The 15,159-nt window shown below is 39.2% G+C and carries 13 protein-coding genes; 8 read left to right on the forward strand and 5 right to left on the reverse strand.

The window, feature by feature from the left end:
* Positions 1–179: 179 nt before the first annotated feature.
* Both UMU13_RS03345 and UMU13_RS03350 read right to left on the reverse strand, forming a co-directional pair.
* The gene (locus UMU13_RS03345; protein WP_328217153.1) at positions 180–1,700 is read right to left on the reverse strand and encodes a 4Fe-4S binding protein; all 1,521 of its coding nucleotides are present in this window, start codon (positions 1,698–1,700) and stop codon (positions 180–182) included.
* Complete coding sequence (locus tag UMU13_RS03350; protein WP_328217154.1) at positions 1,687–2,583, reverse strand: DUF362 domain-containing protein; 897 nt, start codon at positions 2,581–2,583, stop codon at positions 1,687–1,689. The genes UMU13_RS03345 and UMU13_RS03350 overlap by 14 nt, the downstream gene beginning before the upstream one ends.
* Before the next feature lie 158 nt (positions 2,584–2,741).
* Here UMU13_RS03350 and UMU13_RS03355 point away from each other — a divergent pair, with 158 nt between their 5' ends.
* The 7 genes from UMU13_RS03355 (at position 2,742) to UMU13_RS03385 (ending at position 12,038) form a co-directional block, all read left to right on the forward strand.
* Positions 2,742–3,374, forward strand: coding sequence for an O-methyltransferase (locus tag UMU13_RS03355; protein ID WP_328217156.1), 633 nt, complete (start codon positions 2,742–2,744; stop codon positions 3,372–3,374).
* Complete coding sequence (locus UMU13_RS03360; protein WP_328217157.1) at positions 3,361–4,563, forward strand: peptidase U32 family protein; 1,203 nt, start codon at positions 3,361–3,363, stop codon at positions 4,561–4,563. The genes UMU13_RS03355 and UMU13_RS03360 overlap by 14 nt, the downstream gene beginning before the upstream one ends.
* Entirely contained in the window at positions 4,560–6,539 is a 1,980-nt protein-coding gene (ligA, locus tag UMU13_RS03365; RefSeq protein WP_328217158.1) for an NAD-dependent DNA ligase LigA, read from the forward strand. Before UMU13_RS03360 ends, ligA begins: the two co-directional genes overlap by 4 nt.
* On the forward strand, positions 6,539–7,351 hold the full coding sequence (locus UMU13_RS03370; protein ID WP_328217159.1) for a pyruvate, water dikinase regulatory protein: 813 nt from the start codon (positions 6,539–6,541) through the stop codon (positions 7,349–7,351). The genes ligA and UMU13_RS03370 overlap by 1 nt, the downstream gene beginning before the upstream one ends.
* A 324-nt stretch (positions 7,352–7,675) precedes the next feature.
* A complete protein-coding gene (gene rho, locus UMU13_RS03375) occupies positions 7,676–8,917 on the forward strand; it encodes a transcription termination factor Rho (RefSeq protein ID WP_328217161.1) in 1,242 nt (413 codons plus the stop codon).
* Between the two features lie 194 nt (positions 8,918–9,111).
* Positions 9,112–9,756: a TVP38/TMEM64 family protein gene (locus UMU13_RS03380; protein ID WP_328217163.1), complete on the forward strand. Its 645-nt coding sequence runs from the start codon at positions 9,112–9,114 to the stop codon at positions 9,754–9,756.
* A 20-nt stretch (positions 9,757–9,776) separates the two neighbouring features.
* Positions 9,777–12,038, forward strand: a complete 2,262-nt coding sequence (locus tag UMU13_RS03385) for a hypothetical protein (RefSeq protein ID WP_328217164.1) — start codon at positions 9,777–9,779, stop codon at positions 12,036–12,038.
* Positions 12,039–12,059: 21 nt separating this feature from the next.
* Here the strand turns inward: UMU13_RS03385 and UMU13_RS03390 are convergent, their stop codons facing one another.
* Together UMU13_RS03390 and UMU13_RS03395 are read right to left on the reverse strand one after the other, a co-directional pair.
* Positions 12,060–12,380 carry a branched-chain amino acid transporter permease gene (locus UMU13_RS03390; protein WP_328217165.1) on the reverse strand — a complete coding sequence of 107 codons (321 nt, stop codon included), beginning with the start codon at positions 12,378–12,380 and terminating at the stop codon, positions 12,060–12,062.
* Positions 12,373–13,032: an AzlC family ABC transporter permease gene (locus UMU13_RS03395; protein WP_328217166.1), complete on the reverse strand. Its 660-nt coding sequence runs from the start codon at positions 13,030–13,032 to the stop codon at positions 12,373–12,375. Before UMU13_RS03395 ends, UMU13_RS03390 begins: the two co-directional genes overlap by 8 nt.
* A gap of 356 nt (positions 13,033–13,388) precedes the next feature.
* On the opposite strand from UMU13_RS03395, the gene UMU13_RS03400 reads away from it, so the two are divergent.
* Complete coding sequence (locus UMU13_RS03400; protein WP_328217167.1) at positions 13,389–13,787, forward strand: hypothetical protein; 399 nt, start codon at positions 13,389–13,391, stop codon at positions 13,785–13,787.
* A gap of 4 nt (positions 13,788–13,791) precedes the next feature.
* On the opposite strand, the gene UMU13_RS03405 is transcribed toward UMU13_RS03400, so the two are convergent.
* A complete protein-coding gene (locus UMU13_RS03405; protein WP_328217168.1) occupies positions 13,792–15,159 on the reverse strand; it encodes an NAD(P)/FAD-dependent oxidoreductase in 1,368 nt (455 codons plus the stop codon).

Genomic DNA, 15,159 nt, shown 5'->3' on the forward strand with positions numbered 1-15,159 from the left:
CTGTCTAACATCGATAGATAAATAGGATGTTACACATATCTTGCCCGGCGGCGGGGTGGTTTATTAGTCTAAACAACTGATAGCGGCCGCATACATTTTTTCAAACCGCTCGGGGGCGCAGAAAAATCTCTGCCATATGAAACGATACAATAAACAAATATGCGTTTGCGTTTAGTTGGCTAAGATAATATAACACCTCCGTTTTTGATGGAGGTCATATAAATTGCCGGTTTGTCTTTGACCGGGCACTTGTACTGGCAGATTCCGCATCCGATACATTCCTCGGGATTAATTTTCGGTTGCTTTATTTCCCTTGAACGGCCCTTATAGTTTTTGCCTTTGACTCTGTCAAAGTATATTGCTTTGGGTGAGGTGGGACAGTGCTCTTCGCATACAATACAGTCCACTCCGTAGGCATAGGGAAGACATCTGTTTTCATCTATGAATGCAGTTGCTATTACTGTTTTTTTCTTTTCTTCCACACTTAATTCTTCAATTGCCCCTGTAGGGCACATTTTGCCGCACAGATTGCAGTTGTAAACACAATAGCCGTAATCGGCATTTCCCACAGGAGTCCATAAACCTTCGATACCTGATTCAAAAAGAGAGGGGGCGAGAAAATTCTCCGGACATACTTTCATGCACGCTCCGCATCTTATGCATGTTTTAAGAAATTTATTTTCCTGAACGCTTCCAGGCGGCCTTATCAGCTGTGGGGTTTTAGCAACTGCTTTTTTTCCTGTTTTTATTACAAAGAATCCGGACAAAGCGATTCCCAGGGTTTTTGCAGTTGCACGTTTAGACAGATCAATTTCAGCTGGTTTTATATTTAATCCGTAATAAAGCGAATCTGAAGGACAGGCGGCGAGGCAGTTAAATAAAAGCATACATTCACTCGATTTAAAATTGTTCTTTTTGAAAGGCAGAGCATCTGCATAACATTTGTCCGAACAGCTGCCGCATGAATTACAGTTTGCCTTGTGCTGCAGTTTTAAAGGTGAATATTTGCTGAGCAAACCAAGCATCCCTCCCAAAGGACAGAGGTATTTGCACCAAAAGCGATTCCTGTAAAAGTTCAGAGCCAATAAAATTATAAATATGGTTCCGAACAGGGGCGCCTGTTCATAATATATATTATCCCTTCCGAGTACATTATAGAAGAGAAAATCCTGCATGCTGCCTGACAGTATATTCATGTTGTAAATAATAAGCACAACCGGGAGAAAAAAAACAGCTAAGCATTTAACCAAAATACTCAGCGGGTCGAGATACCCTGAGACATTGATACGCATAATTGATAAAATAACAACGGCTGTAAAAATGTAGTATTTCAGATTTTGATACTTTGGATATTCCGTTTTTTCGTATTTGTCTTTCCTGATTTTATGAGCGATAAAACTGAAAAAATGATGTATTGTCCCGAATGGGCAAATCCACCCGCAGAAAAGCCTTCCGAAAATCACCGTGAGCATTATAACGACGGCTGAAAGAATAAAAACAGCCGGCAGTTTGTATGTGCTGAAAAAAGTTGTAAGTGCTACAAGCGGATCAATCGCGAAAATGTATTCAATTTTGCTTTTTAATTTCAGCTCAAGTGAGAAACCTGAATTGTCGATGATTGAATTAAAGAAAATGTAGAAAAACAGAGCCAAAAACAAAATCTGGGATATAAGCCTTAAGTATCTGCTATATTTTTTCATATAAAACATTCATTTTGTTTTTCTCAGATGTTCCGAGTCCCTGCTTTTCTGCAAGCCCTATAAATTCTACTTTTTCGGCGGATGTGCCGAGATATCCGGCAGCTATTGAGTCAACGGAAACCTGGTCTGTGGATACAAGCACCCTGTTTAGCCTTTTTACATCATCAAGGCTGCCTCCGGTGGGACCGTTTGACATTAATATCCTTGTGCAGTCCACTATATTCAAAGTCGGTTTGAAAAAGGAGGCCAAGTCAACAATTGCCTGGTGGAGATTCTGATGGAGCAACCCCCTGAAGCCTCCCACTGCTCCGAGCCAGTTTTTCATGGAAACAGTTATACGTGATGAGCCGTGATGTTTGGCAACCGGCACGTTTATAACTTTATCAGCTGTATGAAATATCTCCAAAACAGACCAGTCATCCACGAATCTCCCACCCAGGTTCATATCTTTATAATGTCTGCTTTGTGGTATAAAGACTTCCGCTCCTTCCTTTTGAGCAAATGCGGGGATGTTTGAGAGAGCATAAACGCTTCTAGGGCTGTTACACGGATTATCTGTTACATAAACCTTTTTTGCTCCGGCTTCATAGCAGAGTTTTACAACTTCAGCCACAACGTCCGGGTTTGTATTTGCGGCATATTCAGGTTTTCTGGCCCACGCCATGTTAGGCTTAACTGCAACTGTATCCCCTTTGGAAATAAAATTTTCCATATTTCCAGCCATTTTTACCGACTGTCTGACTGCCCGTCTGTGATCAGCTGATTCGCAGATTGCTACAAGAGATTTATTTTGTTCAGCAGCAAGTGTATGCAGCGGAGAAAAAAATTTTAGTGTTGTATAAGCCAATACTGACTGTTTAATGAAATTTCTTCTGTCAATCATTTTTCCTCTTTTTTCAATTTAATTTGTAATGTTTTTAAAAAAAATCAATGATTGTTTAATGTATATTTTTTTGAAGATAAATAGAATTTTGGAATTAGTTGAAAGATAGCCGCAAAAATGCTATTTTCAGAGTATAAAATTTTATTCAGGACTGTTAAATGCAGAGCGAATTGATGTATCCTTTTCTTGAAAATTTTCTAAACTCATATGAATCGATAGACATCGAGAAAATATACTCTTATTCCCTAAATAATAAAATACCGGCGGTCGATAAGAGTGTGGGAGAGTTTTTGCGTTTTCTGGTGCAACTTAAAAAACCTAAGAACCTTCTGGAGCTTGGATGCGGAGCCGGGGTGGCGACCAAATACCTGCTGTTTAGTGACAAAATAAAGCTTACCGCAGTTGACTACAATGCCGACAGGCTGGGGAAGGCAAAGGAGCATTTCAGCCCTTCGGATAATGTGGAGTTTGTTTTTGATAAGGCTGAAAATTTTCTTGACAAAACTGAAGATTATTACGATTTTGTTTTTGTTGATACAATAAAAAGGGAGTATCCAGGCATCTGGCATATGATCCGTAGAAAGCTGAAAAACAACGCTTTGGTAGTGTTTGATGATATACTGCTTTATGGATACACACTTTTTGAAGATGCTGAAATCCCCGGCAGATATATCCAGTCAGTAAAGGAATTGAGAAATTTTATAAATGAGATTAAGTGCAGGTATCCATCAAATTCTTCTGTTATTCCAATCGGAAACGGTTTATTATTGATAAATCATGAAAAATGTTGAGTTATTAAGTCCTGCCGGCAATTTCGAAAAGCTGCGGACAGCTGTGAATTTCGGAGCGGATGCCGTTTATCTTTCCGGGAAAAATTTCGGTCTGCGGGCTAAAGCTGCTAACTTCGAAATTTCTGAGCTCGAGGATGCATTAAGCTATCTGCATTCTGCAGGCAAAAAAGGGTATGTAACAGCCAACATATACCCCCGGAATGATGATTTTGAAGATTTAAAATCCTACATCGGGGTTTTAGCCGAAATAGGCGCTGATGCTGTAATAATAAGTGATCCGGGAATTTTGCATTTAATAAAACAATCCGGGATCAATATACCTGTTCATATCAGCACCCAGAGCAATACTGTAAACTATATGTCTGTTAAGTTTTGGGAAGAGATGGGAGCTTCACGGGTTATACTTGCAAGGGAACTTAGTAAGGAGGAGATTGGCTTTATCTGTAACAATACCGGCATTGAAATAGAAATGTTTGTTCACGGAGCTATGTGCATTTCCCATTCCGGCCGATGTGTCCTCAGTAATTATTTTACCGGTAAAGATGCTAACCGCGGTGAGTGCACCCATCCGTGCAGGTGGAACTATTATCTTGTTGAAAAAACAAGACCTGGTGAATATTTGCCTGTAGTGGAGAGTGAGGAAGGTACTTTTATTTATAACTCAAGAGATTTATGTCTTTTGGAATACATTGACGAAATTGTCAATCTTGGAGTTGCGAGTCTGAAGATAGAAGGGAGAATGAAAAGTGCAATGTATACGGGCGTAGTCACCGGTGTTTACAGACAGGCTTTGGACACTGCGTTAAGAGGTGAACAATTAGCGCCGGAAGAATGGATGCCTCTTTTGGAAAGTGTCAGTAACAGAGGGTATACAACCGGTTTTTTTTGCAGCAAAGCTGATGAGCAATCGATGAATTACAGTACGTCTTCCTATTACAGGAATTGTGATTTTATCGGCGTTGTTACGGAGTTCGACGGAGAAACCATAAAATTTATTTGTAAAACCAAGCTTGAAATAAATGAGAATATACATTTTCTTGATACTGATATGCGGGAGACACCGTATCAGGTTCAAAAGATTTATGATGATAAAATGAATGAGTGTGAAAGCACAAAACCAAATTTTGAATATTATCTTCCCGTAAATGAAAGTATTTCTGAAGGGGCTTTGGTGAGAAGATATAAATGAGCACAATAAAAACATATGAAGAATATATACAGCTTGTTGAGGAAATTATTAAACATGATAAAAGGTACTACGTATTTAATAATCCTGTAATATCAGACTATGAGTACGACCAGCTTTACAAAAAACTTGAAAAGACGGAAAAAGAACATCCTGACTGGACGGTCGACTATTCACCCACCCAAAGAGTCGGACATAAAGTTGAATCGGGACTGGCCGTTAAATCACATGAAGTCCGAATGCTCTCTCTGGATAATACGTACAGTAAATCCGAGCTTGAAAATTTTATTACAAGAATGCAGAAGGACTCTTCCCGCAGCTTTACCTTTCTGCTTGAGCCTAAGATTGACGGTGCAGCCGTTTCTTTGACATATGAGAAGGGTGTGCTGACAGAAGCTGTCACCCGGGGGGATGGTTATCAGGGTGAGGATGTACTGCACAACATAAAAACTGTGAAAACACTCCCTCTTTATATTGAGCATAAGGATAAAATTGTTGTGAGGGGTGAAGTCTTTTTATCAAAAGATAATTTTGATAAAATAAACAAAAGAAGGGAGAAGGATGGAATGCCGCTGTTTGCAAATCCACGCAATGCAGCAGCTGGAACCATGAAACTTCTTAATCCTGAAATTGCCAGCGAAAGATCACTTGACATATATATTTATGCTTTGGATGTGGGAAGGGTTAATGCTGAGCATTATAAAGATTTACAATTTCTTAAATCCATAGGAATAAAAGTAAATCCAATGATTGAGCATGTATCCTCACAGGATGAAATTTTTGAATATATTAACCTTATTGAGAAGAAAAGACAAAAGCTGGACTATGAAATTGATGGTGTGGTTATAAAGGTGAATGAGTACAATGTCCGTGAAGAACTGGGCAGCACGAATAAATCCCCCCGGTGGGCTGTGGCGTATAAATACCCTGCCGAGCATGCCCGAACAAAGCTTTTAAGGGTTTCCTTTCAGGTGGGACGGACTGGTATAGTTACTCCGGTTGGAATCTTTGAGCCTGTTAAGGTTGCAGGCTCTACAGTAAGCAGGGCAACACTCCACAATGAGGATGAAATAAAAAGGCTTGGTATAAAGATAGGAGACAATGTTTTTATAGAGAAAAGCGGAGATGTTATTCCGAAGGTAACGAGTGTTATAAAAGATGAAAGAAAAGGGGATGAAAAAGATATAAAATTTCCCGATACCTGCCCGGTATGCGGAAGTGCTGTTTTAAAAGACGAGGATGATGTATATTACAAGTGTGCAAACCCGGATTGTCCTGCCCGTTTGAAAGCTTCCATAGTACATTTTGCCGGGAGAAACGCTATGGATATAAAAGGCTTGGGGGAAAAAATTGTGGACCGCTTTGTTGATTTGGGGTTGTTGGACTCAATTGCAGATATTTATGATTTAAAGAGTGAGGATTTCCAGGGGTTGGAAGGCTTTGGTGCGAAATCTGCCGAAAATTTGATTAAAGCCATAGCCAAAAGTAAATCCAAACCTTTTTCAAAAGTGCTTTTCGGAATCGGCCTGCCTAATGTGGGTGTCAGGACAGCTGAGATACTATCTGAAAAATTCGGGGATATGGACACAATGATGAAAGCTGAGAGGAAAGATTTTGAAGAAATCGAAGATATTGGCCCTGTAATTGCCGACGGGTTGTTCAGAGCACTGCGGAATGAAAAGATTACATATCTTATAGAAAAACTTAGAAAAGCCGGCCTTAATTTCACTTACAGAAGAGTAAGGGAAAGTGATGTTTTAAAAGGGAAGACGTTCCTGATAACCGGTAGTTTGAGCAGACCGAGAAAACAGTTTGAAGAGTTAATTAAAAAAAACGGAGGAAAGGTTCTTTCCGGTGTCAGCAGTAATCTTGATTATCTAATTTGCGGTGAGTCTCCCGGTTCTAAGCTTGATAAAGCCAAGGAATTGGATATCAATATTATAGGTGAAAAAGAATTCATGAGCATGCTGGGTAAATAATGGCTGAAAAAACAGTGTATATATTATCAGACGGAACCGGTCAAAGTGCCATAAATATTGTAAAAGCGTGCCTGATTCAGTTTGAGGATCCGGAGATTAAGCTTTCGGTGTATTCAAAGGTTGATAATGAGGACAAGATTGTGAATATTCTGGAAAAAGCTGGACGCAACAAGGCCTTTGTAGCTTTTACCATTGCCAAGAAATCGTTGAGAAGGCTGGTTCACGAGGTATGCCATAAAAGGGAAATAATTCACCATGATATTTTGGGACCGCCGGTGGAAAAACTGAGTGCTTTTTTGGACAGTGAACCGATTGAAAATCCTAATCTGCTGAGAAAGGTGGACAGTAAATATTTTAAACGGATAGAGGCCATAGAGTTTTCAATCAATCATGATGACGGTAAAAATCTTAAAAATCTTGAAGAAGCGGATATAATAATTTTAGGTCTTTCAAGAACATCAAAGACGCCGACTTCATTTTTTCTTGCTCAGCAGGGTTACAAGGTTGTGAATATACCAGTTATCCCTGAAGTGGGGATTCCGGAAGAAGTGTATAAGGCTGATCAGAATAAAATTGTCTGTCTCATGATGGAGCCTGATATACTGCAGAAAATTCGTATTGAGCGTTTGAAACATTACAGAACTATGAGCAAATATACAAATATTAACAATATCCTGGAAGAAGTGGAGTTTATGTATGCATTGAAAGATAAGCACAGACAATGGCATATAGTTGATACGACAAATAAGTCTGTAGAAGAGACGGCAAGGGAAGTACTTATGAAAATTTACGGCAGAGAAATACAACTGTGACTTGTTTTTTTGCGGCTGAATTCTTTACAAAAAGCTTGACAACGGTTTAACTTGCAGTTATTTATACATCTATATTCAGCTTGTGAGCCGCTGAAACAGCCGTTTCGATGCTTAAATAAAACTCAAAAATCAATAAAAGTTAATTTAAGGTGTATCTAACTTGTTTTGTTTTTCTGCTGATTTGTAAACCTGGATGATAAAATAAATAATCTTATGAAATTGTTTCAGGAAAATTTTGTTTTTGTGTACCAACAGTGTTTACCGCCACTGAGATGGCAAGGTAAACATCTAAAATAATAGATAAAAAATTGCAGAGGTGTTTGTGTGAATTTATCCGAACTTAAGAAAAAGTCTATAGAAGAGCTTGTTAATATTGCTGAAGAACAAGAGATTGTAGATGCTCCTAACCTTTTGAAACAGGAACTTATATTTGAGATTCTAAAGTCCATAAGTGAAAAGAACGGCCAGATATACGGCCGCGGTGTCCTTGAGATTTTACCGGACGGTTTCGGCTTTTTACGCTCCACGGATTACAACTATCTCCCCGGGCCGGATGACCTTTATGTCTCTCCTGCACAAATCAGGCGTTTTGGACTTCGCAACGGGGATACTATAGCCGGAGAAATCAGGCCGCCAAAAGATAATGAAAAATATTTTGCGCTGCTTAAAATTACAACGGTTAACGATGGAAAACCGAGACGACAGAGAAACCTTTTTGAAAATCTCACCCCTCTTTTCCCGGAAGAGAGACTCAATCTTGAAGCTTATCCGACTTCCTATGATACGAGAATTATGAATATGCTTTCACCTGTGGGAAAAGGACAGAGAGGCCTACTGGTGGCTCCGCCCAAAACCGGGAAAACAATGCTTTTAAAATCTATTGCCAACAGTATTACGGCGAATCATCCTGAAGTTTATATGATTATTCTGCTTATTGATGAAAGACCTGAAGAGGTAACAGATATGCAGCGTTCGGTTGATGCCGAGGTTATCAGTTCCACATTTGACGAGCCCGGCTACAGACATGTTCAGGTTTCTGAGATGGTTATGAATAAAGCCAAAAGACTGGTTGAGCAGGGCAGAGACGTTTGTATCCTTCTGGACAGTATTACAAGACTTGCCAGAGCTTATAACTCTATTGAGCCGCCCAGTGGTAAAGTTTTGTCGGGTGGTGTGGATGCCAATGCACTGCATAAACCCAAAAGGTTTTTTGGTGCTGCCAGGAATATCGAAGAAGGCGGCAGCCTGACGGTCATTGCTACAGCTCTTGTGGATACAGGCTCCCGTATGGATGAAGTTATCTTTGAAGAATTTAAAGGTACGGGTAATATGGAAGTTCATCTGGATAGAAGGCTAGTTGAAAAACGTATTTTCCCAGCACTCGATATTAACAGATCCGGTACAAGGCGTGAAGAGCTCCTTCTCGGAAAAGATGAGATAAACAAGGTCTGGATACTCCGGAGGTTCTTAAGCAATATGAATGCTGTGGATGCAATGGAATTTCTGCTTGATAAGATTAAAGGCACCAAGACAAACAAAGAATTTCTCGATTCCATGAATAAATAATATTACAAGTTTCGCACTTAGTTCCGTCATTACGCCCGCTCACTTAACGCCTTAAGTGGGCGGGCGGAAATTTTGGTATATTTTTCAGTGGGATTTTTTATTTTAAACGGAAAAATTTAGTCACATTTGTTTACTCTTGCCTCTTATTCTAATAAAATAATCTGAAACAATATCTTTTTGGCAGTGAGGATTCTGTGCCCAATAAGTTTAAGTTTTACCGCTATTTTGCCCTGCTACTTATCTGTTTTATATTAGTAATAGTCATTCTGTCAAAAAGCGGCTTAATAGAACTAAATATTTTTAAACATGATTTATATAAACACCTTCTGGTCATTGTTTCTGTTTTTGCTCTGCCTCTTCTTGGATTTCCTTTTTCAGCACTTCTTGTGGCTATTGGGATTGAATTTGATTATATTATCGGACTCGTGATTTTGGTAGCTGTAATTCCCCTTCACCTTGCATTTTCTTTTTGGATTGTTAACAGGTTTTTCCGGGAAAAAATAAAACATTCACCATTGGCAAGCAGATTCAGAATCTTTGATATATCCTCTGAGAAGCACCTTGAATACACTTTTATATTTATGATTCTTCCGGTGGTGCCTTATGCAGTGAAAAACTATCTGCTTCCCGCTTCAGGTATTCCATTCAGATATTATTTTATTATAGGCTGGATAATTCAATCAGTTTTAGGGGCACCGTTTGTTATTTTAGGTGAGGCTGCCTCAAGCCTTGATTACCGGATGCTTTTTGCACTTTTTATATTGTTTCCCATTTTTTATTTTGTTATGAGGAAGCTGAAAGAAAGATATTATAAGCTTATAACAAAGAAAGAAAATTAAATGCTGAAAGGTGGTGTTGCATGATAATGAGGTGGCTTCCGTGGAGATTTATAATAAAAAGAGCAGCCAAATCCCACGGTTTTATGGATCCACTCACCTTAATGGCGAAATTAAGAAGATTCGGGCATCCTTCGGAGGTTCAGGAACCTATTGAGCTTATAAGAGCAGGCGTTCTTTTTCATGCAAGAGGGTTGGTTAATACAAGGGCTATACAATACAATTTGGATTGGGTCTGGCCATACTGGATAAACAAGCAGTTCAGACCGGAAGACGAGTCATTCATACCAAGGGGGTTTTCTTTCAGCCATATCAATTTAACTCATCGCAACTGGACTGCTGTGGGCTCTCCTAATGAACCGCATTATCCTATTGTTGATCCACGGGGACTTTTAACACCTTATTATGACGGATGGTCAATCGATTTCTGGCTGTTAAAAAATGACGGCAATATGCTGATACCCGCACAGATGGACAATGTACATCAAACACTGGAATATGAAGATAATATCAGGGTGAAAACAGAAACGAAGGAAGGCCAAAGAAAAATCTCCTCTGATATATTCGTTGAAGGTAAAAACGGCAAATACACTATTTTCAGCGATGTCAAAGTTTCCGGTGAAAAGGGTGATAAAATCATCTGTTCTATAAGACCGTATAATGCGGAAGGTGTGCAGTTTGTGGAAAAGATTGAATATGAGAGAGCCGGTAATAACTTTCTTGTTAATGAATCATCTAAAGTGTATTTTGACAAAATTCCTGATAAAATATTTTTTTCTGATTATCACGACGGGGATGTTTACTATAAAATCAATGGTGAAGAGAGCGGTAATTCTGTCATTTGTAATATTGGGATGGCAACTGCTGCAGCTGTATTTACTTTGGATGAAAATGAATCGGAACTTTCAGTCAGTTTGCCCCTTAAATGTAAAAGCAGGAAAAAAGAAATTTACCCATCTGTCAATGTTGCCGGTGAATGGAACAGTTTAATAAGTGAAACAGCAAAACTCAATATTCCGGATGAAAAGATTCAATTTCTTTATGACGCTTCTGTAAGGACTCTTTTACTTTTAACGTCTGGCGAAGCTTACCCGGGACCTTACACCTATAAAAGATTCTGGTTTAGAGATGCCTGCCTGATGATGAATGCACTGCTTGCTGCCGGTCTAACAGACAGAGCATATAATATGCTTCTAAAATTTCCGGAGAAACAGAAACACTCCGGCTATTTCAGGTCTCAGGAAGGCGAATGGGACTCAAATGGTCAGGTTTTATGGATAGCAAACAGAATAAAGCAAATCAGAAATGTTAAGTATAAAAAAGATTTTGTCCGTTCTATGGCAAAAGGTGCAGAATGGTTATGCAATAAAAGGATTAAAAATGCAGACGGTAAAATGCATAACAGTCTTCTGCCGGCTGGATTCAGTGCAGAGCATTTAGGCCCGAATGATTATTATTATTGGGATAATTTTTGGGCACTGGCCGGTTTGAGAGCTGTTGATGAGATTATTGGCGAGGACGAGGAGTTTGCAGATATCAAAAATAAATTCAAAGAAGTAGCTGATGAATATGAAAAAACCATATTCGATACAATAAACTCAATTCCTTCAGCTAAATCACAGGGTGGTGTTCCGGCTTCCCCTTACAGGAGAATTGATTCCGGAGCTGTGGGTTCGCTGGTGGCCGATTATCCGCTGCAGATAACCCCGCCCGCGGATTCCAAAATAATGAAAACCATAGAGCTCCTTGAAGAGACCTCTTTTTATGAAGGGGCATTCTTCCAAAATATGATTCATTCAGGGGTAAACATATATCTGACACTGGCAATTGCACAATCTCTGCTCAGAGCCGGAGATAAAGAGTATGAAGATCTGGTATATAATGTGGCCGGGCTTGCTTCACCCACCGGACAGTGGCCGGAAGCTATACATCCACAAACAAAAGGCGGCTGCATGGGAGACGGGCAACACGGATGGGCATCTGCAGAATGGATTATGATGATTAAAAACATTTTTGTCAGAGAAGAAAAAGACGAAATAATTGTTGGTTCGGGTATTTTTGCCCAATGGATAGAAACGGGTAAAACAATATCTTTCGGACCTACGCCTGTTCCCGGCGGCAAAGTGGAGGTTGCCGTTGTGAAAGATGATGAAGGAGTTTCTGTGGATGTTATTTGCACGGAGCGGTCACGGGATTTATCATTCAATATTATGATTCCGGGATATGAAAGTGTAGTTGTTAAAAATGGCTGTGTTGCTAAAAAGTTGGATATTTTAAATGGGTAAAATATTGTTCAGAGTTTCAGTCTAAAAAATCGACTGTAAAAATATCATATAAAAGGCTGTTGATAAAAAGATGCTTATCAGGGCATTTTTCATTTTCAGATGTAACACTGCAGACAGTGCTATTGCCGATATTTCCGGTATCCCTTTGGTATGGTCCCAGTTTGTTCCCGAGAGTGCATAAAAGATTAGGATGGTCATTATCATTACGGGAAGGTTCCTTTTTAAATAATCCATGGTGGGATTTGGTTTTACTTTAGAGAAAACGATGAATGCCAGAATACGGGTAAGAAAGGTAAATAAAGCACATAAAAGAATGGAGAAATATAAATAACCGCTACTCATCCACAAAACCTCTCATAATGAACATCACAATGACCCCTAATGTAAGGGAGGTAATCAGCATTTTATCTGCAGAGATAAACATTAATGACAAAATACCTATTATACATGCTGTGAAGAAAGTTTTGAAATTTTTCTGCTGTCTGAGAAGATCAATTGTAAGCACCACAAACAGTACAGTCAGTGAAAACTCGATACCACTGGAGTTAAAAGAAATTGTAGAAGCAGCGGCTGCACCTATAATTGTTCCGGTAACCCAGTATAGGTGATCGAAAAGGGCAATCCGGAAAAAGGTTTTTTCCTTGTCTTCCTCTCTTTTCCACGCTTTTAAAAGTGCAAATGTTTCATCTGTGAGCCCGAAAATGATGTAAAACTTCTTCATGCCAAAATCTTTCAGCTCGTCCATTATTGTGATTCCGTAAAAGAAGTGTCTTAAATTCAGCAGAAAAGTACCGAGCGCTATTTCAAAATACCCGGCATGGGCACTGAGAAGGGAAACCGCCAAAAACTGCCCTGCTCCGGCAAATACCACAATGCTCATTATTACTGTGGCTGCAAAAGAAATTCCGCTCTCAACAGAAAGAATGCCGAATGCTATGCCTAACGGGATATACCCCATTAGTACGGGCAATGTGTATAAAAAAACTTTTTTCATTATAGATAAACCGTTAAATATTTTTAAGAATGAGTTATTGCAATTAATAGGATTTAAGTCAAGTGATATGTAATTTTTGCCCCTTCTCATTTTTTTAATAGCTATGACAATTTGTTGGTGAGATGGAGAAGTCGTAATTTGTATATTGGTTATTAGTTGAGTAGTTTATTGGTGAAAGATTTGCTATATATTAAGTCTCAAGGGCCGAGTAACAAGTGCAAAGTGGAAGTAAATGTGGGAGTAAGAACTTGAAAAAATTGATTGTAAAATTATTTTTGCAACGAAAGGAAATTGTTGCATTTTTATATTTTACTCATTAAATTACGTTAAATATATTGAACATGGTGATGATGCATATGGAAGAAAACAAAAAGAGAAAAAAAATTGAAGAATTTGTTGAAATTATGCTTGATGCCTGTGAAAAACAGTTTCCCAAAAAGTGCAGCTGCTGCGGCAGGTATTTTGATACATTTCAGGATTTCCTAACTCACACAATCATACCTGTACACTCAAAGGATCACAGTCTGCAGCTTATTGACTCACAGGATTTGCACGATGTAATTGCGTTTAGAAACTGCTCCTGCGGTACGACGATGACAGTACAATGTGCTGTGGATAAACCGCAAAAGAAAGACTTGGTACATGCCATATCTGAAGAAGCCCGCGAAAGAGGGGTGGAGCCCGAGGATGTGGCTCAGCTTTTGAGGGATGAAGTCATTAAAAGGGCCAAGGCGTGCAATACAGCCAAGCGTTAGTTGTTTATTCATTAGATATGTATTCTTTCTCGTATTGATTTTTAATATCTTCTGCTGCAATGATTCCCGATGTGGATGCCTGTATAATACCCCTCGTGATTCCAGCACCGTCGCCTATACAGTAGAGATTTTCTATACTTTTCGATTTTAAATTTTCATCAACATCAATACGCAGTGAATAAAATTTTACTTCCACTCCGTACAGAAGTGTATTGGGATCGGCTATCCCCGGCATTATCTTATCAAGCCTGTATATCGTTTCCTTCAGGTCGGTTAGATACCTGTAGGGCAGTACAAAAGAGAGATCCCCGGGCATGGCGTTTTTAAGTGTCGGCTGGACAAAATTTTTGGCTATTCTGCTGGTTGTGGAGCGTCTTCCCCTTTCCAAATCTCCGAATCTCTGTACTATGACACTTTGGCCGCTGAGCATGTTTGCAAGGTAAGCTATATACTGCCCGTATTTAACGGGTTCTCTGAAAGGCTCTGTAAATTTTGTGGAAACGAGCAGTGCAAAATTTGTGTTGCTGCTTTTTTTGTTTTTGTAACAGTGACCGTTTACGGTTAAAAGCCCGTTTTCATTTTCTTCCATCGCCACATAGCCACCCGGATTCACACAGAATGTCCGGACTTCGTCTTCAAATTCTGTTGAAAAGTGTTTTATCTTGAATTCATAGAGATTATTTGTGAAATGATCGGAAACCGCCCTTGGGATTTCCACCCTTACACCTATGTCCACCGGATTGATAGATGAAGATATATTATATTTCTGTGCGATTTCGTGCATCCAGGAATTGCCGCTTCTGCCCACTGCCAGTATTATTTTATCATAATAATTTATTTCTTTATCTTCTGTAACAACTCCCTTGGCAGAGCCATTATCAATGATTATGTCCGATACCTGCTTGTTGCAGTAAATGTTAACATTGGATTGACTGTTAAGAATTTCATAAAGTTTTTTTATAGCCTTAATACAGTTGTCTGTACCCAAATGTCTGATTTTGGCTGCATAAAGCCTTAACGTGTGTCGGGTGCACATGTATTCGAGGTCTTTGATTTTTTCGTAATTGGAAGTACTTTCAAGAGTATCCACACCGCTCACACTCTTCCATATGGAATCAGCTTCCTCTATCAGTTTTTCTAGTTTGTATTCAGGGACAAATTCAGTAAGCCACCCCCCGAATTCAGTTGTCAGTGTAAGCTTACCATCAGAATAGGCACCTGCTCCTCCGAAGCCGCTCATTACTTCCTTGCGTGTTCTTTTATAAATATCACTGCCTTTATCATACAGATCAATGGAAAAATTATTGTTTTGCATAAGCTTATAAGCCGCAAACATTCCGGAGCTGCCTGCTCCCACAATAGCTATCCGCAT

The organism is Flexistipes sp. (assembly GCF_036172515.1).
GTDB lineage: Bacteria > Chrysiogenota > Deferribacteres > Deferribacterales > Flexistipitaceae > Flexistipes.

What these genes read in the sequence shown, in the direction of transcription:
- UMU13_RS03360 (WP_328217157.1), top strand. Translation starts at nt 3,361, where the DNA reads ATGAAAAATGTTGAGTTATTAAGTCCTGCCGGCAATTTCGAAAAGCTG.
- UMU13_RS03350 (WP_328217154.1), bottom strand. Translation starts at nt 2,583, where the DNA reads ATGATTGACAGAAGAAATTTCATTAAACAGTCAGTATTGGCTTATACA.
- UMU13_RS03390 (WP_328217165.1), bottom strand. Translation starts at nt 12,380, where the DNA reads ATGAGTAGCGGTTATTTATATTTCTCCATTCTTTTATGTGCTTTATTT.
- UMU13_RS03395 (WP_328217166.1), bottom strand. Translation starts at nt 13,032, where the DNA reads ATGAAAAAAGTTTTTTTATACACATTGCCCGTACTAATGGGGTATATC.
- UMU13_RS03355 (WP_328217156.1), top strand. Translation starts at nt 2,742, where the DNA reads ATGCAGAGCGAATTGATGTATCCTTTTCTTGAAAATTTTCTAAACTCA.
- ligA (WP_328217158.1), top strand. Translation starts at nt 4,560, where the DNA reads ATGAGCACAATAAAAACATATGAAGAATATATACAGCTTGTTGAGGAA.
- UMU13_RS03385 (WP_328217164.1), top strand. Translation starts at nt 9,777, where the DNA reads ATGATAATGAGGTGGCTTCCGTGGAGATTTATAATAAAAAGAGCAGCC.
- UMU13_RS03400 (WP_328217167.1), top strand. Translation starts at nt 13,389, where the DNA reads ATGGAAGAAAACAAAAAGAGAAAAAAAATTGAAGAATTTGTTGAAATT.
- UMU13_RS03405 (WP_328217168.1), bottom strand. Translation starts at nt 15,159, where the DNA reads ATGCGGATAGCTATTGTGGGAGCAGGCAGCTCCGGAATGTTTGCGGCT.
- UMU13_RS03370 (WP_328217159.1), top strand. Translation starts at nt 6,539, where the DNA reads ATGGCTGAAAAAACAGTGTATATATTATCAGACGGAACCGGTCAAAGT.
- UMU13_RS03345 (WP_328217153.1), bottom strand. Translation starts at nt 1,700, where the DNA reads ATGAAAAAATATAGCAGATACTTAAGGCTTATATCCCAGATTTTGTTT.